We start from the raw sequence: 17,154 nt of genomic DNA, 5'->3' as shown, positions 1-17,154 counted from the left end.
CGCTGTAAGAGCGGAACCAATTTAAGCCATCACCCAAATAACGGATATTCACCCCCAAAGCCTACCGCTCAATCGACCGACTCCACCGCGCATTCCACTCGGGCCGTGCCTGGTTCACCTGATCCCAGTCAATCGAAATCGCCGTCTGCAAATAACTGTTCATCGCCTCTACCCGCGCCCGGGTTTTGTCGGTAGTCGGCGTCGTAGGATTCGAAGGAATCTGATCCCCCAGTTCCAAAGCCGGCGCCTGAGCCTCTGCGGTCAACAAGAACTGCGCCAGTTTTTGCGCCAACTCCGGCTGGTCATTCCGCGCAATCACACACTCCGCCACGTTCAACACCACCGCGCCTTCTTTCGGCTGCGCATACTCCATCGGCACACCCAACAACTGTTGCGTGGTCACCTGCGTCGGCGTCAGCGGAAAGATCGCCGCCTCATCCGTCTGCACCATCTCGGAAATCTTCGCCGAGCTGGCGATGTACTCCAGCACGTTGGGCCCGACGGTTTTCGGCCAGGCCTTGAACCCCGGCTCCACGTTGGTCTCGCTACCCCCCTGAATCCGGTTGAACATGAGGAACCCGTGCAACCCAAATGTGGACGAGGCCAACGACTGGAACACCACCTTGTCCTTGAAGCGCGGGTCGGCCAGGTCCATCCACGACGTCGGCGGCGCCCAGCCCTTTTCCTTGAACATCTTGGCGTTGTAACCCAACCCGGTCACCCCGAGCGTCACCGCAACCGCTTCTTCCTTGATCTTCGCCTTGGCCGGAATCTGATCCAGGGTCGGATTGGGCGTGAGCTTCTCGCACAACCCCATGGAAATCGCGCGGTACATGATGCCGTCGTCGAGGAACATCACGTGCATCTGCGGGTTGTCCTTGTTGGCCTGCACCTTGGCCAGGATGTCCGACGAGGTGCCCGGCACGATCACCACCTTGACGTTGTTGGCCTTTTCGAACGTGGGCAGCACCTTGTCGGCGTAGACCCGCTCCATGGTGCCGCCGTTCATGCCCAGGTACAGCGTCGGTGCGGCGTGGGCCGCCGTGCTCAACAGGGCGAGGGACAGGCAAGACAGCGCAGTACGTTTGATCATGTGCATGAATCTTCCTCTCAGGCTTGGAAACGACGGATGGAAAATGCTTCGATGGGCTGCCGGCTGGCCCCCGTGCAGACGATCTCTGCCAGGGCTTCACCGACCGCAGGGCCGAGCTGGAACCCGGCGCCGGCAAAGCCGAAACCGTGAAGCAGGCCGGGTTGGGTGCTGCTGTCGCCGATCACCGGTTCGTGGTCGGGTAGATAACCTTCGGTGCCGCTCCAGGTGCGAATCGCCTGGGCACCTTTGAGGAACGGATACAACTCGCCGGCGTTGCGCAGAATCTCCAGCACCGCCGCCTGGCCCGGGCGGGCTTGTTGCGGGCCCAGGGCAAAGCCGCGCCCGCCACCGAGGATGCAATTGCCCCGGGCGACTTGCCGCGCATAAATCCCGCCGCCTTCCACCCCGGTGCTCACGTCCATCACCACCGGCAACGGCTCGGTCACCAGCATCGCCGGGTGCGCCGAGGTCATCGGCACCGGCTCGCCAAAGTGCGCGGCCACGGTGCCGGCCCAGGCGCCGGCGCAGTTCAGCAGCCAGGGGGCTTGCAGCTGCAGCCCATTGGCACAGCGCAACTGAAACCGCTGGCCGTCATGTTCAAGATGGGTGACTTCGGTTTGCTCCATCACCCTCGCACCGTGGCGTTGCGCTGCGCGGGCAAAGGCGGGGGAGACCAGGCGCGGATTGGCGTGGCCGTCTTCGGGGCATAACGACGCGCCGACTGCCACATCACCCACCCACGGGAACCGGGCGCGCAGTTGAGCGTGGTCAAGCATTTGCAGGCCCAGGCCAAAGCCGCGTGTAGCGTCGGCGTAAGCCTGCAGAGCCGCCAGATCGTCATGACTGCGGGCCAGTTTCAAATGCCCGGAGCGCACGTATTCGCCGTCGATGCCAATCAGCCCCGGCAAGTCGGACCACAGCTCATGGGCACGTTGCGATAGCGGCAGTTGGTGCAATGGCCGCCCCTGGCGCCGCACGCCGCCATAGTTCACTCCGCTGGAGTGCGAGCCACAAAAGTCCCGCTCCAGCAGCACCACGCGCCGACCTTTTTGCGCCAGCATCAAAGCCGCCGAGGCCCCGACAATCCCGCCACCCAACACGATCACTTCACTGCCGATCATGGCTGCACCTCCACGCCAAACGGCAAGGGTTTGATCGGTGCCTGGCCACGCAGGCGGCCAACGTTTTCAATCTCGCGGCCACTGCGCTGGGCAACGATTTCCGCCGCCGCCAGCCCGCACATCCGGCCCTGGCAGCGGCCCATGCCAACCCGGCAATGGGCCTTGACCCGGTTCACTTCCCAGTGGCCTTCGTCCACCACCGCGCGTACTTCGCCGACGCTGACTTCTTCACAGCGGCACAGGATCAGTTCGTCCGGAGCTTCAGCGGCCCAGTTTTCCGGGAAGGGGAAGGCGGTTTCCAGGCCGTGGCGAAAGCGCTGGATACCTGCCAGTTGTTGTTCCAGCACGGGCCCGCGACGGTGGTCGATGGCAACACCGCTGTCTTCGAGCAAGGCCAATGCCGCTCGCTCGCCGGCCATTTGCGCCGCATCGGCGCCCATGATTCCGGCACCGTCGCCAGCCAGATACACCCCCGCGACACTGCTTCGCCCGGCCGCATCTCGCTGCGGCAACCACGCGCGGTTCAATGCATTCCAGGCAAATTCACACCCAAGTAAATCCGCCAGTTGGGTCTCGCTGCGCAGGGCATGGGCGAAGGCCACGGCATCACAGGCGATTTCCTGCTGATCCCAGTGGATGCCCGTCACTCGTTGCTCGCCGTTGATGTGCGACAACGTTGCCCCCTGGTGCACCTGGATGCCGTGGGCCGTGAGCCAGGCGCGGTAGTACAAACCCTTGGCCAGGGTCGCCGGCTGGCCGAGCAATGCCGGCAAGGCGCGGCATTGGGCGCTGAACGGCGCGCTGTCGAGCACCGCCACCACCTTGGCCCCGGCCTTGGCGTACTGATACGCCACCAGGTACAGCAACGGCCCGCTGCCGCAAAACGCGACGCGCTCACCGATGGCGCAGCCTTGATACTTCAGCGCGATTTGCGCCGCGCCCAGGCTGTACACACCGGGCAGCGTCCAGCCCGGCACGGGCAGGATGCGGTCGGTGGCGCCCGTGGCGACGATGATCTGCGCGTATTCGATGCTTTCGGCGTGGCCGTTGTTGAGCATGTCCAGGCGGCCATTTTCCGCATTCCACACCAGGGTTTCCGGCCGGTAGTCGATCCGGGTGGCCAGCTCATCCATGGTGCGATGCAGCGCTGTCGCCTTGCCCGCTTCAAACCCATACAGCTGCTTGGCCGAGCGCTGGAAGTTCGCCGGCTGGCGCCGATAGATCTGGCCGCCACCGCGCAGGCTCTCGTCCACCAACACCGGGGTTACGCCATGGTCCAGCAAGGTCCGGGCTGCGGTAATGCCCGCCGGGCCTGCGCCCACTATCACCACGCTCTTCATGCCTGGCGCCCCGGGTCACGGCGAATCGCCTGGCCGTCTTCCAGCAAGGTCGAACAGGCGCGCACTCGCCGACCATCCTCCAGCCGTACCCAGCAATCCTGGCAAGCTCCCATCAGGCAGAAACCGGCGCGGCGTTCGGCGCTGAAATCACTGCCCCGCAGGTGCTCGGCGCAGGTCAGTACGGCAGTCAGCAAGGTGTCCCCGAGCAGGCCCGTGGCAGGCTGCCCATCGAGGGTGAACGCCAGGCTGGGCCGCTCGGTTTCCGCCAGTCGTTTGAACAGTGCCATCAATGTTTCCCTACCAACACGCGATCCAGGCCGTAGACCCGGTCCAGCAGAATCATTGCCGCCGCCGTCAACCCGATCACCAGCGCCGACACGGCCGCCATCATCGGGTCGATGGATTCGGTGGCGTACACGTACATGCGCACCGGCAAGGTCTGGGTGGCCGGCGAGCTGACAAAGATCGACAGGGTCACTTCATCGAAACTGTTGATGAACGCCAGCAACCAGCCGCCGGCCACGCCGGGCAGAATCATCGGCAAGGTGATCTGGCGAAACAGGGTGAAGCGGCTGGCGCCGAGGGATTCGGCAGCCTGCTCGGCGCTGCGGTCAATGCCGATGGCGGCCGCCAATACCAGGCGCAATACGTAAGGCGTGATGATCACCACGTGGGCCAGCATCAACCAGGTGAAGCTGCCGTTGACGCCCATCATTGCGAACAGCCGCAGCATCGCCACCCCCAGCACCAGGTGCGGGATGATGATCGGCGAGAGGAACAGCGCACTGAAGAAGTTACGGCCGGGGAACTGGTAGCGACTGATTGCCAGCGCCGCCGGTACCGCGATCAACGTCGCCAGGGTGGCGGCAACGAACGCCAGGACCAGGCTGTTGTAGAACGCCTGGATAAAGTCCGCGCGCTCGAACACCGCATGAAACCAGCGCAGGGAGAAGCCCGAAGTGGGCAGGCTCAAGGTGTTTTCCGGGGTGAAGGCGACGAGGCACACCACCACCAGCGGCGCCATCATGAACAGCACCACCAGGCCGTGAAAGCCCAGGGCCAAAGGACCGTTTCTGGACATCGTCTTATACTCCCAGGGACTTTTTGTAGCGGCCTTCGACCATGCGGTTCCAGCTCAGCATGATCAGCAAGTTGACCAACAGCAGCACCACCGCGATGGTCGCGCCCATGGGCCAGTTGAGTTCCGAGAGGTATTGGTCGTAGACCACCGTGGCGACCATCTTCAGGCGGCGTCCGCCCAGCAGGCCGGGGATCGCGAAGGAGCTGGCAGCCAGGCCGAACACGATCAGGGTGCCGGACAGCACGCCGGGCATCACCTGCGGCAACACGATCTTGCGCATCACCGTGGCCTGGCTGGCACCCAGGGACAGCGCCGCCTGTTCCGCCGACGGGTCGAGCTTCTGCAGGGAGGTCCACACCGGGATGATCATGAACGGCAGCATCACGTGCACCAGTGCGATGATCACGGCGAACGAGGTGTACAGCAGCTTCACCGGCTTGCCGCCCAGGGCCTGGATCACCTGGTTCACCAGGCCATCGGCACCCAGCAGCAGGCTCCAGCCGAAGGCCCGCACCACCACCGAAATCAGTAGCGGGGTGAGGATCAGGATCAGGAAGATCGAGCGCCATGGCGTGCCCATGCGGCTGAGGATGTAGGCCTCGGGCACGCCGATCACCACGCAGAGCAAGGTCACCAGGGCACTGATCCAGAAGGTGCGCCAGAAGATTTCGTAGAAGTACGAATCGCTGAACAGCGACAGGTAGTGGGCGAAGGTCCACTCATCGGCCTTCACCCCCACCTGATAGTCGAACACGTTGAACGACAGCACCAGTGTCAGGCCCAGGGGCAGGATCAGCAGCCCGAAAAACAACACCAGCGCCGGCAACGACAACAGGTAGCCACGGCTCATGCGCGCACCTCATCCGCGGCCAGCACCCGCAACAGGTTCGACTCCCAGTCCAGGCCCACTGCAGCGCCGCAAGCCAATGGCGCGCTGCCGTCATTGCGGCGGACCACGGTCAGCTCGCCGATCTGGGTCTTGATGCGATACAGCCATTGGCTGCCGAAGAAGTAGCTGTCGAGGATCCTGCCTTGCAGCCGGCCGTTGCCGGCGGCCACCAGGTCGATCTTTTCCGGGCGCAGGCTCAGGGTCAGTTGGCCGTTGCCGGGCTCGAAGCGCACTTGCGGCGCGCCGAGTTGATCGAAGTCGCCCGCCAGCAGGTTGGCCTTGCCGACAAAATCCGAGATGAAGCGTGTGCGCGGGTGTTCATAGAGTTTGTACGGCGCGTCGATCTGCGTCACGCGCCCGGCCTGCATCACTACTACCCGGTCGCTGATGGACAGCGCCTCGGCCTGGTCGTGGGTGACCATCAGGGTGGTGATCCCGACTTCACACTGGATGCGACGGATCTCGAACTGCATCTCTTCGCGCAGGTTGGCGTCGAGGTTGGAGAGGGGCTCGTCCAGCAGCAACACTGGCGGCTCGATCACCAGGGCGCGGGCCAGAGCCACGCGCTGGCGCTGGCCGCCGGACAGTTCCCGCGGGTAGCGCTCGGCGTGGGGTGCCAGGCGCACCAGTTCCAGCACGGTCTTGACTCTGCTTGCGATCTCAGTGGCAGGCACCTTGCGCATCTTCAGGCCGAAGGCGACGTTGTCGCGCACGCTCATGTGGGGGAACAGCGCGTAGCTCTGGAACACCACGCCCAGGCCGCGGCTGGCGGGTTTGGCGTGGGTGATGTCGCGACCGTCGAGGACGATCTGGCCACCGGTGACGTCGACGAAGCCGGCGATCATTTGCAAGGTGGTGGTCTTGCCGCAGCCCGAGGGGCCGAGCAGGGACACGAATTCGCCTTTTTCCACCGCAAGATCAGTGGCGACCACCGCGTCGACGGCGCCGTAGCGTTTGCTCAAGGCGTTGAGTTGGAGAAAAGCCATGTCTGCGTTCCACCTTTTTGAGTCGCGTCGAAACGCGCTTTTTTGTTTTGGGCAGATGCGAAAAGGGTGTTGCGGGTGCGTTGGCGCTCGATCTTGAGTCGGCTGCCGTTAGTTGTTCATTTCGCCCCTGTGGACGCAGATTAGGGCGAAAGACTAGGATGGCGGAAGATAGAATTTCACTGGATAGAGTACTTTTTTCAGTTTCATTCACTGACCAGAATTTAGTGTGAGATATCGGCTTATGGATTCCACTGATCGGAATGAAAGTGTCAAGGAAGTCGGCGCCGGTGGCGTCTCCCGGTTGTTTGCATTACTGCGCATCCTCGGCGCGGCGCCGGACGGTGGTGAACGGGTGACGCAACTGGCGCAGCAGGTGGGGCTGTCGCAACCCACCACCCACCGACTGCTGCGCAGCCTGATGGACGAGGGCATGGTGGAGCAGGATGCGCGCAGCAAGCGCTATCGGCTGAGCCTGGAGTTCTTCGCACTGGCGGCGAATGCGGGCAACACCGGCAACCTGCGGGACCTGGTGCGGCCGAGCATGTTGCGCCTCAGTGCGTCGTTGGGGGATTCATTGTTCCTGCTGGCGCGCAGCGGGTTTGATGCGATCTGCCTGGACCGCAGTGAAGGGCCGTATCCGATCCGTACCTTTACCGGTGATATCGGCGGCCGCGTGGCGCTGGGCGTGGGGCAGGGTAGCCTGGCGATTTTGGCGTTTTTGCCGGAGGAAGAGCGCGAGACGGTGATCCGCTACAACTTGCCGCGGCTCAAGGATTTTCACCTGTACGACGAGGTGTTTTTGCGTTCGGAGGTGGAGAGTGTGCGGCGGTTGGGGTATGCGGCGCGAAACACCGGGGTGCTGGAAGGCATGGCCGGGTTGGCGGTGCCGATCCTGGATCGCAATGGGCATGCGGTGGCGGCGTTGAGTGTGGCGACCATCAGCGACCGCCTGGGGCCGGGGCGGTTGCCGACGGTGGTGGAGTTGTTGAAGCGCGAGGCGGCGGCGATCGGGCCGAAGATCAACCCGTTTGATCCGACGTTGCGCCGGCCTTCGCAGATCTTCGGTGGGTAGGTAATACCAGTAACGACACAGATCAAATGTGGGAGCGGGCTTGCTCGCGAATGCGGTGTATCAGTAAAAAATTTGGTGACTGACACACCGCATTCGCGAGCAAGCCCGCTCCCACATTTTAGACCGTGGCCATCTGTGGGATCCGGGTTGGACTCATCGCCGCCATCGCCACCGAAGTCGCCGCCGTGCGCGTCTCGACTCCCAACTTCACATACACATGCTCCAGATGCTTGTTCACCGTCCTCGGACTCAACCCAAGAATGTCGCCAATATCCCGATTGGTCTTGCCACACGCCACCCAACGCAGCACTTCCACTTCCCGCTCCGTCAACTGAAACCGCGCCGACAATAGCTTGTGCGCCGGCTCATCCTCCAGGGTGATCACGCTCGGCTGTGTCGCCGCCCGCGCCGACAGCAAAATCCGCGACGTACGCAAATGCGCCGCCACCCGCGCCAGCACTTCATCCGTCTGGATCGGCTTGGTCACGTAGTCACTCCCGCCCACCTCAAACCCCTGCACCACATGCTTGCTGTCGGTCAGCCCGGTCATGAATACCACCGGAATGTCCGCGCTGGCCGGTTGTGCCTTGAGCCGGCGGCAGGTTTCAAAGCCGTCCAGCCCGGGCATCACCGCGTCCAGCAGGATCAAATCCGGGCGCCGGCGTTGCACGCGGTTCAGCGCGCTGAGGCCGTCCAGCGCCACCAGCACCATGTAGCCGGCGTCGTCCAGGGCGTCGGAGAGCATGGCCAGGTTGTCCGGGGTGTCGTCGACAATCAGCACCACGCCGGGCTCAGCGCTGTGGGTCAAGGCATTCATCTTCGGCCTCCTTCAGGATGCGGTTGAGTTCTTCCAGGCGAAAGCTTTTCAGCAAGGCCCGGAGCTTGTTGATGAACGGTGCGGTACCTGGGCTGTCCAGCACGATGGCGTCGAGCTTTTCATGCAAACCACGCACATAGCCAATGGCGCTCAGTTCGGCGAGCACCGCGAGTTCTTCTGCGCTGGGTAGCGCGCCTTGGGTCGCGACCGGCGCGGCGAGGGGTGTGCGACGGCGCAGCCATTGCAAGTCCAGGTGCAGTTGCAGGCGTCCGAGCAGTTCAGGGGTACGCACCGGCTTGGCCAGGTAGTCGTTGCAGGCGCCGGCGATGCTGCGTTCGCGGTCGTCAGTGAAGGCGTTGGCGGAGATGATGATAATCGGCGCGGCAGACAGCGCATTACGCCGGATCATCCGGCTGGTGGCCCAGCCGTCCATGGTCGGCATCGACAGGTCCATCAGGATCAGGTCCGGCGACAGCAGCGCCACCTGGCGGATCGCCTCCTGGCCGTTGCTGGCCTGGGACACCTCGAAGCCCAGGGGCGTGAGCATGCCGCTGAGCACCTTGCGATGGTCCACGTGGTCATCCACCACCAGGATGCGCCGTCGTTCGCCGTGGTAGCCGATGAAGTCGTGCTCCACATGCACCACCGCTTGCGGCACGCGGACCTGGGACAGGAACAGCCGTACCTGGAAGCAGGTGCCCTTGTCCAGCTCGCTGACCACCCGCAATTCGCCGCCCATCAGCGAGGTCAGCATGCGTGTGATGGTCAGGCCCAGACCCACGCCCTTGTCCTGGCGCATCAGGTCGCCGCGTTCGAACGGCTGGAAAATCCGCTCGATCTGTTCCGGGTCAATCCCGATGCCGGTGTCGATGATTTCGAAGTTGGCGGTCTCGCGCATGTAGCTGACCCGCAGGCGCACCTCGCCGCTGTCGGTAAAGTTGATCGCGTTGCCCAGCAGGTTGATCAGGATCTGCCGCACGCGTTTTTCATCGCCGCGCACTACGGCGGGGATCTTGCCCACGCAGTCCAGGCGAAAGCGCAGGCCCTTGTCTTCGGCCTGGGGGGTGAACATCTGCTCCAGGTCGTGGATCAGTTCCGGGAAGGGGATTTCGGTGAGCTCCAGGCGCAGCTTGCCGGCCTCGATCTTCGCCACGTCCAGCAGGCCGTCGATCAGCGACAGCAGGTGCGAGCCGCTGCGCAGGATGGTCGCCAGGGCATCCTGATGCTGCTCGGGCATTGCGCTGTCACGCTGCAGAATCTGGGTGAAGCCGAGGATGCTATTGAGCGGCGTGCGCAGCTCGTGGGACAGCCCGGTGACGTAGCGACTCTTGGCCGCGTTCGCTGCTTCCGAGGCTTCCTTGGCCTGTTGCAGGGCCTGGTCGGTGAGGCTGTGGGCGGCGATCTCCTGCATCAGCAGCGAGGTTTGCCGGTCGGATTCTTCCTGGGCCACCCGCCGGCTTTCGCGGGTGAGTACTACCCACCAGGCGAGTACGGCGGCCAGCACCGAGAGCGTGAGGAACGCCTTGAAAAACGCCTGGTACAAGGTTTGCGAATGGGGCAAACCCTGCGCCGCCTGCATGTAGATCAGCGCCAGGGCCCCGGCGAGCATCAGCACCAGCGCCATCAACAATCCGAGGTAATGCGCCAGCCGGGTATGCAGGCGCGGTACCAGCGTGGTCGGCAACAACCAGCGCAACACCCCTTCGAACTGGCTGGCCAGGCGCGCGTGGGGTTTGCAACGGTCGCCGCAACGCGCATCCAGTGAGCAACAGAGCGAGCAGATCGGCGTGCTGTAGGCCGGGCAGAACGCCATGTCGGCGGTCTCGAACGGGTTGCTGCACAGCCCGCAGATCACCAGGCCGGTGCCGGGTTGCGGGTGAATCAATTGCGCCTCGCTGCTGCGCGCAATGTAGTAGCGGCCCTTGGTCAGCCACGCCAATAGCGGCGCCATGATTAACGCGGTGCCCAGCGCGACAAACGGTGGCGCGGCCTGGGCCAGGGCGCCGAACAGGCCGAAGTGGGCGAGGATCGACAGCAGCGAGGCAATCAGCATCGAGCCGACGCCCACCGGGTTGATGTCGTAGAGGTGCGCACGCTTGAATTCGATGTGTTTGCGCGACAGGCCCAGGGGCTTGTTGATTACCAGGTCCGCTACCAGCGTGCCGATCCAGGCAATCGCGATATTCGCGTAGAGCCCCAGCACCTGCTCGATCACATCGAACACGCCGAGCTCCATCAGCATCAGCGCAATGGCGACGTTGAACACCAGCCACACCACGCGGCCGGGGTGGCTGTGGGTCACGCGGGCAAAGAAGTTCGACCAGGCCAGGGAGCCGGCGTAGGCGTTGGTCAGGTTGATCTTCATCTGCGAGATGAACACGAACAGCACCATCGCCCCCAGCGCCCATTCGGGAGAGGAGAACACATAGCCGAACGCGACGAGGTACATCTGGGTTGGCTCGGCGGCGCGCTCCATGGGGATTTCATGTTGCAGGGCGAGGAACGCCAGGAACGCCCCGGCGAACATTTTCAACGCCCCCGGCACGATCCAGCCGGGCCCGGCGCATAAAAGCGCGGCCCACCAGCGCTTGCGGTTGGCGCTGGTTTTTTCCGGAAGGAAGCGCAGGTAGTCCACCTGTTCGCCGATCTGCGTGACCAGCGACAGCGCCACGGTGCAGGCGGCGCAGAACGACAGCAGATTGAAGTCGCCACCGTCGCTGCTGCGGCCGACAAAGCTGGTCCAGTCGCTGAAGGCCTCGGGGTTTTTCCACAACACGAAGCCATAGGGAAGCACCAACAGCACCAGCCACAGCGGTTGCGTCCACAATTGCAGGCGGCTGATCAGCGTTACGCCGTAGGCCACCAGCGGGATCACCAGCAGTGAACAGATGACATAGGCGATGGCCAGCGGGATATGGAAATACAACTCCAGGGCCAGGGCCATGATCGCCGCTTCCAGGGCGAAGAACAGGAAGGTGAAACTGGCGTAGATCAGCGAGGTGATGGTGGAGCCGATGTAACCGAAGCCCGCGCCGCGGGTCAGCAGGTCCATGTCTACGCCATAGCGGGCGGCGTAGTAGCTGATGGGCAGGCCGGAGAGAAAGATCACCAGGCTGATGGCGAGGATCGCCCAGAAGGTGTTGGTAAAGCCGTAGCTCAAGGCCAATACGCCGCCGATGGCCTCCAGCGCCAGGAACGACACCGCGCCCAAGGCGGTGTTGGCGATGCGCAGTTCCGACCATTTGCGGAAGGACTTCGGGGTGTAGCGCAGGGCGTAGTCTTCCATGGTCTCGTCGGCGACCCAGGAGTTGTAGTCGCGGCGGATCTTGACGATGCGCTGGGTGCCGGGGAGGGGGTGCACGGTGGGGAACTCCTGCAAGGATGGGGAGATGGCAGCAATATTCGTGCCCCAGTCCTGCGGGGTGCGCTCTTCGTGGCGAGGGAGCTTGCTCCCGTTGGACTGCGAAGCAGGCCCAGCAAGACCACTTCATTTTTCCAGGCAGAACCGGGTCGCCGGTTTTGGGGCCGCTGCGCAGCCCAACGGGAGCAAGCTACCTCGCCACAGGGGGTTCCTTTCCCAAGGCGGGCGGGATCCTGCTCGAAAATGGTGCGCAACGGCATACGTCAAATGACGTATCCCGTTACGTCAGGCTGCGTATACCCGCCGTGGCCACCTGCCGCCATGCTGAACCCCTCATTGCAGAGGAGTCGCCCCATGGAATCACGATTGATCCGCTCCAAACCGTTGTTGGCTTTATCACTGCTGGCGGCGAGTCTGTTCAGCCATGGCGTCATGGCCGACAACGAAGGCCTGGCGGTGACGCCGACCGAAGTCACCGTCGGCCAGTTGCACTCGGCCACCGGCACCATGGCGATTTCCGAAACCGGTTCGATCCAGGCCGAACGCCTGGCCATCGAGCAGATCAACGCCTCGGGCGGGATCCTCGGGCGGCAGATCAAGGTGATCCAGGAAGACGGCGCGTCCGACTGGCCGACCTTCGCCGAAAAGGCCAAGAAACTGCTGGTGAACGACAAGGTGGCTGCAGTGTTCGGCTGCTGGACCTCCGCTTCACGTAAAGCCGTATTGCCGATCTTCGAGAAAGAAAACGGCCTGCTCTACTACCCGACCTTCTATGAAGGCCTGGAACAGTCGAAAAACGTGATCTACACCGGCCAGGAAGCGACCCAGCAAATCCTTGCCAGCCTCGACTGGATCGCCAAGACCAAGGGCGCCAAAACCTTCTATCTGGTGGGCTCGGACTACATCTGGCCGCGCACCTCGATGAAGATCGCGCGCAAGCACATTGAAAACGTGCTGCACGGCACCGTGGTCGGCGAAGACTACTACCCGCTGGGCAACACCCAGTTCGGTTCGCTGATCAACAAGGTCAAGCTGAAAAAGCCTGACGTGGTGTTTGCGGCCGTGGTGGGCGGCTCCAACGTGGCCTTCTACAAACAGCTCAACGCAGCGGGCGTGAACGCGTCCAAGCAAACCCTGTTGACCCTGTCGGTGACCGAAGACGAACTGCTGGGCATCGGCGGCGAAAACATGGCTGGCTTCTATGCCTCGATGAAGTACTTCCAGAGCCTCGACAACCCGAACAACAAAGCCTTCGTGGAAGCGTTCAAGGCCAAGTACGGCAAGGATGCAGTGATCGGTGATGTGACCCAGGCGGCCTACCTCGGCCCATGGTTGTGGAAAGCGGCGGTGGAGAAGGCCGGCAGTTTCGACGTGGATAAAGTCGTCGCCGCATCGCCTGGCATCGAGCTGAAAAACGCGCCGGAAGGCTATGTGAAGATCCACGAAAACCATCACCTGTGGAGCAAGTCGCGCATTGGTGAAGTGCAGCCAAACGGGCAGTTCAAGGTGATCTACGAGTCGGATCTGATCGAGCCGAATCCGTTTCCGAAAGGCTATCAATAACCTCGGGTCTGGCGCTGATCTGAATGTGGGAACTGGTTTTGTGTGGGAGCGGGCTTGCTCGCGAAAGCGGTGAATCAGTGAGTGCATCCGGTACTGACACACCGTATTCGCGAGCAAGCCCGCTCCCACACAAGCCAGCTCCCACATAAAGCAGAAGCAGATTGCATTTCAACCTCCCGCTCAGGAGACCATCATCATGGAATGGCTATCGGAATTTGGAGCCATCGCGGCGATGCAGGGGTTCAACGGCTTGTCCGTGTTCTGCGTGCTGTTGCTGATGGCATTGGGACTGGCAATCATCTTCGGCCAGATGGGCGTGATCAACATGGCCCACGGTGAGTTCCTGACCATTGGCGCCTACACCACCTACGTCTGTTCCAGCCTTACCGCGCATTTCGCGCCAAGCTTTCAGCCGTACTACTTTTTCGTTGCCATTGCCCTGTCATTCCTCGTCGCCGGCGCCGTGGGCTGGCTGGTGGAATGGGCGATGATCAGCCGCTTGTACAAGCGGCCCCTGGACACTTTGCTCGCCACCTGGGGTTTGTCCCTGGTGATGCAGCAAACCTTCCGCTCGGTGTTCGGCGCCCGTGAAGTGAGCGCCGAACCGCCGGCCTGGCTGATGGGCTCGGTGAACCTCAGCGACGCCATCGAGATCCCGCGCAACGGCCTGTTCATGATGGGCCTGACCGTGCTGCTGACCGGGGCGATCTTCGTCATGCTCTACCGTTCGCGCTGGGGCTTGCAGGTGCGCGCCACCGTGCAGAACCGCTTGATGAGCCGGGCGGTGGGCATCAACACGCGCAAGGTCGACCGCATGACCTTCGCCCTCGGCTGCGGCGTGGCGGGCGTGGCCGGTGCGGCGTTCACCACCATCGGCTCCACCGGGCCGACTGCCGGTTCGCAGTACATCGTCGACACCTTCCTGGTGGTGGTATTCGGCGGCGCGCAAAGCCTGTTTGGCACCATTGCCTCGGCGTTCGTGATTGCCCAGACCCAATCGCTGTCGGAGTTTTTCCTCAGTGGCTCGATGGCCAAGGTGCTGACGCTGTCGTCGGTGATCCTGATCCTGATGCTGCGCCCGCAAGGGTTGTTCTCCATCAAAGTGCGCAAGTAGAGGCGAACCGATGAAGGCTCTAGACAAACTGCTGGGCGGCCAGCAAAACCTGATCGGCATCGTGCTGTTGGCGCTGTTGATCCTCGTGGTGTTCCCGCTGACCCTGGACGCCTTCCGGCTGAACATGGTCGGCAAGTACCTGACCTACGCGTTCGTCGCGGTGGGCCTGGTGCTGTGCTGGGGCTATGGCGGGATTCTCAGCCTCGGGCAGGGGGTGTTTTTCGGCGTCGGCGGCTACTGCATGGCGATGTTCCTGAAGCTTGAGGCCTCGGACCCGATCAGCACCAAGATCCAGTCCACCCCGGGCATCCCGGACTTCATGGACTGGAACCAGATCACCGAATTGCCGTGGCTCTGGCAGCCGTTCCACAGCTTCACCTTCACCCTGTTCGCGGTGATTGCGGTGCCGGTGCTGCTGGCGTTCATCATTGGCATGGCGCTGTTCAAGCGGCGGGTGGGCGATGTGTATTTCTCCATCGTCACCCAGGCGATTGCGCTGATCCTCACGGTGCTGATCGTCGGCCAGCAAGGCCTTACCGGTGGTGTCAATGGCATTACTGACCTCAAGACCCTGCTGGGCTGGGACCTGCGCGGTGACGGCGCGAAGATGATCCTGTATTTCATCAACGCCGGGCTGTTGTTCGGCTGCATCTTCATTGGCCGTTTTATCCTCGCCTCGAAGCTGGGCCGGCTGTTGATGGCCATGCGCGACAAGGAAGAGCGGGTACGGTTTTCCGGGTATGACGTGGCCAGCTTCAAGATTTTCGTGTTCTGCGTGGCGGCGGCGTTCTCGGCGATTGGCGGGGCGATGTTTGCCTTGCAGGTGGGCTTTATGTCGCCGTCGTTCGTGGGCATCGTGCCGTCCATCGAGATGGTGATCTTTGCCGCGGTGGGCGGGCGCATGTCACTGCTGGGCGCGGTGTATGGCGCGTTGCTGGTGAACTATGGCAAGACCTACTTTTCCGAATCCTTCCCCGAGCTGTGGCTGTACCTGATGGGCGGGTTGTTTATCGCCGTGGTCATGTACTTCCCCAACGGCCTGGCGGGGTTGTGGGACAGCCATGGTCGCCAGGCCCTGGCCCGGGTGTTGCGGCGCAAGCCGGTGGTCAAGGGCGAGCCCGCGAAGATCAAGCCCAAGGCTGAAGCCAAGATCCTGGAGACACAGCCATGACCGCCGTTGGTTTTGAAATGAAGAAACCGGTGTTGGCTATCGAAGGCCTCACCGTGTCATTCGATGGCTTCAAGGCTGTCGACAACCTTAACCTGTATATCGACCGCAATGAAGTGCGGGTAGTGATCGGGCCCAACGGCGCCGGCAAAACCACGGTGCTGGATTTGATCTGCGGCAAGACCCGCGCCACCAGTGGCAGCATCCAGTTCGACGGCCAGGAACTGACCAAAATGCGCGAATACAACATCGTGCGCGCCGGGGTAGGGCGCAAGTTCCAGAACCCATCGATCTACGAAAACCTCACGGTGTTTGAAAACCTCGAGATGTCGTATCCGGCCGGGCGCAAGGTGTGGGGCGCGCTGTTTTTCAAGCGTAATGCCCAGGTGATTGCGCGGGTCGAGGAGGTGGCGCGGGAAATCTTCCTCGGCGACTTGTTGCAGCAGCAGGCGGACCTGCTGTCTCACGGGCAAAAGCAGTGGCTGGAGATTGGCATGCTGCTGATGCAAGACCCTGAATTGCTGATGCTCGACGAGCCGGTGGCCGGGATGAGCGTCAACGAGCGGGCGCAAACGGCCGAGTTGCTCAAGCGCATCAGCCAGGGGCGCTCGGTGTTGGTGATCGAGCATGACATGGAGTTCGTCAAGAGCATTGCCCACAAGGTCACGGTTTTGCATCAGGGCAAGGTGCTGGCCGAGGGCAGCATGGAGTCGGTGCAGAGCAATCCGAAAGTCATTGAAGTGTATTTGGGCCACTGAGGAGTCGGGCATGTTCAAGATCGACAAACTGTCGTGTGGGTACGGGCAGAGCCAGATTCTTCACGACCTGGAGCTGGATGTGGCGAAGCGTGAGATCGTCGCGGTGATGGGGCGCAACGGGATGGGCAAGACCACGTTGTTCAAGAGCCTGATGGGTATTTTGCCGCAGTGGCAGGGGCAGGTCAGTGTGGATGGGCATGATGTGTCTGCGCTTGAAACCCATGAGCGGGTGGAGCGGGGGATTGCCTATGTGCCGCAGGGGCGGATGATTTTTCCCAGCATGAGTGTGTTGGAGAATATTCAGACTGGGTTGCCGGCGGCGGCCCGGGGCAGGGTGCCTGAGGATTTGTATGCGCTGTTTCCGGTGCTGTATGACATGCGTTCGCGCAAGGGTGGGAATTTGTCTGGGGGGCAGCAACAGCAGTTGGCGATTGCCCGGGCGTTGGCGACGAATCCCAAGGTGTTGTTGCTCGATGAGCCGACTGAGGGGATTCAGCCTTCGATCATCAAGGACATTGCTCGTACGCTTAAGGAGATTCGCAATTTGCGGGATTTGACGATTGTTGTTTCTGAGCAGGTGTTGTCGTTTACTTTGGAAATTGCTGATCGGTTTTTGGTGATTGAGAAGGGGAGGTTTGTGATTGAGGAAACTCGGGATCGGGTGGATGAGGCGACTATCAGTCGGTATTTGTCGGTTTGATCTGGCTGGGTACATATCCGTTATTTGGGTAACGGCGGCTTATGGTTTCGCTCTTACAGCGAGTCACTTTGCAAAAGCGGCAAAGTAACCA

General features: G+C 62.4%; 15 protein-coding genes. 6 read left to right on the top strand and 9 right to left on the bottom strand.

Annotated features, from left to right (window positions below; translation table 11 throughout):
- Nucleotides 1–61: 61 nt before the first annotated feature.
- From HX815_RS29785 to HX815_RS29755, 7 genes are read right to left on the bottom strand one after another with little or no spacing between them, the layout of a single operon-like run.
- Nucleotides 62–1,093 (bottom strand): ABC transporter substrate-binding protein, encoded by a 1,032-nt coding sequence (locus tag HX815_RS29785; protein WP_177029401.1) that lies wholly within the window; start codon nucleotides 1,091–1,093, stop codon nucleotides 62–64.
- A 17-nt stretch (nucleotides 1,094–1,110) separates the two neighbouring features.
- Entirely contained in the window at nucleotides 1,111–2,214 is a 1,104-nt protein-coding gene (locus tag HX815_RS29780) for an FAD-binding oxidoreductase (protein WP_177010122.1), read from the bottom strand.
- Nucleotides 2,211–3,554: an NAD(P)/FAD-dependent oxidoreductase gene (locus tag HX815_RS29775; RefSeq protein WP_177029400.1), complete on the bottom strand. Its 1,344-nt coding sequence runs from the start codon at nucleotides 3,552–3,554 to the stop codon at nucleotides 2,211–2,213. The genes HX815_RS29780 and HX815_RS29775 overlap by 4 nt, the downstream gene beginning before the upstream one ends.
- Entirely contained in the window at nucleotides 3,551–3,841 is a 291-nt protein-coding gene (locus HX815_RS29770; RefSeq protein WP_003218277.1) for a (2Fe-2S)-binding protein, read from the bottom strand. Before HX815_RS29770 ends, HX815_RS29775 begins: the two co-directional genes overlap by 4 nt.
- Complete coding sequence (locus tag HX815_RS29765) at nucleotides 3,841–4,635, bottom strand: ABC transporter permease (protein WP_003218275.1); 795 nt, start codon at nucleotides 4,633–4,635, stop codon at nucleotides 3,841–3,843. The genes HX815_RS29770 and HX815_RS29765 overlap by 1 nt, the downstream gene beginning before the upstream one ends.
- A 4-nt stretch (nucleotides 4,636–4,639) precedes the next feature.
- Nucleotides 4,640–5,485 (bottom strand): ABC transporter permease, encoded by an 846-nt coding sequence (locus tag HX815_RS29760; RefSeq protein WP_003218273.1) that lies wholly within the window; start codon nucleotides 5,483–5,485, stop codon nucleotides 4,640–4,642.
- Nucleotides 5,482–6,510 carry an ABC transporter ATP-binding protein gene (locus tag HX815_RS29755; RefSeq protein WP_177029399.1) on the bottom strand — a complete coding sequence of 343 codons (1,029 nt, stop codon included), beginning with the start codon at nucleotides 6,508–6,510 and terminating at the stop codon, nucleotides 5,482–5,484. The genes HX815_RS29760 and HX815_RS29755 overlap by 4 nt, the downstream gene beginning before the upstream one ends.
- Nucleotides 6,511–6,751: 241 nt before the next feature.
- On the opposite strand from HX815_RS29755, the gene HX815_RS29750 reads away from it, so the two are divergent.
- Nucleotides 6,752–7,582 (top strand): IclR family transcriptional regulator, encoded by an 831-nt coding sequence (locus HX815_RS29750; RefSeq protein ID WP_177029398.1) that lies wholly within the window; start codon nucleotides 6,752–6,754, stop codon nucleotides 7,580–7,582.
- Between the two features lie 118 nt (nucleotides 7,583–7,700).
- On the opposite strand, the gene HX815_RS29745 is transcribed toward HX815_RS29750, so the two are convergent.
- Complete coding sequence (locus HX815_RS29745; protein WP_008430557.1) at nucleotides 7,701–8,399, bottom strand: response regulator; 699 nt, start codon at nucleotides 8,397–8,399, stop codon at nucleotides 7,701–7,703.
- Nucleotides 8,374–11,760 carry an ATP-binding protein gene (locus tag HX815_RS29740; RefSeq protein ID WP_177029397.1) on the bottom strand — a complete coding sequence of 1,129 codons (3,387 nt, stop codon included), beginning with the start codon at nucleotides 11,758–11,760 and terminating at the stop codon, nucleotides 8,374–8,376. The genes HX815_RS29745 and HX815_RS29740 overlap by 26 nt, the downstream gene beginning before the upstream one ends.
- A gap of 354 nt (nucleotides 11,761–12,114) precedes the next feature.
- On the opposite strand from HX815_RS29740, the gene urtA reads away from it, so the two are divergent.
- The 5 genes from urtA (at nucleotide 12,115) to urtE (ending at nucleotide 17,063) form a co-directional block, all read left to right on the top strand.
- On the top strand, nucleotides 12,115–13,323 hold the full coding sequence (urtA, locus tag HX815_RS29735; protein WP_003218263.1) for an urea ABC transporter substrate-binding protein: 1,209 nt from the start codon (nucleotides 12,115–12,117) through the stop codon (nucleotides 13,321–13,323).
- A 196-nt stretch (nucleotides 13,324–13,519) separates the two neighbouring features.
- Nucleotides 13,520–14,437, top strand: coding sequence for an urea ABC transporter permease subunit UrtB (gene urtB / locus HX815_RS29730; protein ID WP_177010127.1), 918 nt, complete (start codon nucleotides 13,520–13,522; stop codon nucleotides 14,435–14,437).
- Between the two features lie 10 nt (nucleotides 14,438–14,447).
- Nucleotides 14,448–15,608, top strand: a complete 1,161-nt coding sequence (gene urtC, locus HX815_RS29725) for an urea ABC transporter permease subunit UrtC (protein WP_177029396.1) — start codon at nucleotides 14,448–14,450, stop codon at nucleotides 15,606–15,608.
- Complete coding sequence (gene urtD, locus HX815_RS29720; RefSeq protein WP_003218258.1) at nucleotides 15,605–16,363, top strand: urea ABC transporter ATP-binding protein UrtD; 759 nt, start codon at nucleotides 15,605–15,607, stop codon at nucleotides 16,361–16,363. The genes urtC and urtD overlap by 4 nt, the downstream gene beginning before the upstream one ends.
- A 10-nt stretch (nucleotides 16,364–16,373) precedes the next feature.
- Nucleotides 16,374–17,063, top strand: a complete 690-nt coding sequence (urtE, locus tag HX815_RS29715) for an urea ABC transporter ATP-binding subunit UrtE (protein ID WP_008430563.1) — start codon at nucleotides 16,374–16,376, stop codon at nucleotides 17,061–17,063.
- The last annotated feature ends 91 nt before the right edge of the window (nucleotides 17,064–17,154 follow it).

The sequence above is a fragment of the Pseudomonas sp. E6002 genome (genome assembly GCF_013385565.1).
Taxonomy (GTDB): Bacteria; Pseudomonadota; Gammaproteobacteria; order Pseudomonadales; family Pseudomonadaceae; genus Aquipseudomonas.
Note: the sequence above shows the minus strand (reverse complement) of the source record. Positions and strands in the feature narration are given on the sequence as shown.

Bases quoted from the DNA above. Each gene is read 5' to 3' on its own strand.
- urtB (WP_177010127.1), top strand. From the start codon at position 13,520: ATGGAATGGCTATCGGAATTTGGAGCCATCGCGGCGATGCAGGGGTTC.
- HX815_RS29785 (WP_177029401.1), bottom strand. From the start codon at position 1,093: ATGATCAAACGTACTGCGCTGTCTTGCCTGTCCCTCGCCCTGTTGAGC.
- urtE (WP_008430563.1), top strand. From the start codon at position 16,374: ATGTTCAAGATCGACAAACTGTCGTGTGGGTACGGGCAGAGCCAGATT.
- HX815_RS29760 (WP_003218273.1), bottom strand. From the start codon at position 5,485: ATGAGCCGTGGCTACCTGTTGTCGTTGCCGGCGCTGGTGTTGTTTTTC.
- urtC (WP_177029396.1), top strand. From the start codon at position 14,448: ATGAAGGCTCTAGACAAACTGCTGGGCGGCCAGCAAAACCTGATCGGC.
- urtA (WP_003218263.1), top strand. From the start codon at position 12,115: ATGGAATCACGATTGATCCGCTCCAAACCGTTGTTGGCTTTATCACTG.
- HX815_RS29745 (WP_008430557.1), bottom strand. From the start codon at position 8,399: ATGAATGCCTTGACCCACAGCGCTGAGCCCGGCGTGGTGCTGATTGTC.
- HX815_RS29755 (WP_177029399.1), bottom strand. From the start codon at position 6,510: ATGGCTTTTCTCCAACTCAACGCCTTGAGCAAACGCTACGGCGCCGTC.
- urtD (WP_003218258.1), top strand. From the start codon at position 15,605: ATGACCGCCGTTGGTTTTGAAATGAAGAAACCGGTGTTGGCTATCGAA.
- HX815_RS29750 (WP_177029398.1), top strand. From the start codon at position 6,752: ATGGATTCCACTGATCGGAATGAAAGTGTCAAGGAAGTCGGCGCCGGT.
- HX815_RS29765 (WP_003218275.1), bottom strand. From the start codon at position 4,635: ATGTCCAGAAACGGTCCTTTGGCCCTGGGCTTTCACGGCCTGGTGGTG.
- HX815_RS29770 (WP_003218277.1), bottom strand. From the start codon at position 3,841: ATGGCACTGTTCAAACGACTGGCGGAAACCGAGCGGCCCAGCCTGGCG.
- HX815_RS29775 (WP_177029400.1), bottom strand. From the start codon at position 3,554: ATGAAGAGCGTGGTGATAGTGGGCGCAGGCCCGGCGGGCATTACCGCA.
- HX815_RS29780 (WP_177010122.1), bottom strand. From the start codon at position 2,214: ATGATCGGCAGTGAAGTGATCGTGTTGGGTGGCGGGATTGTCGGGGCC.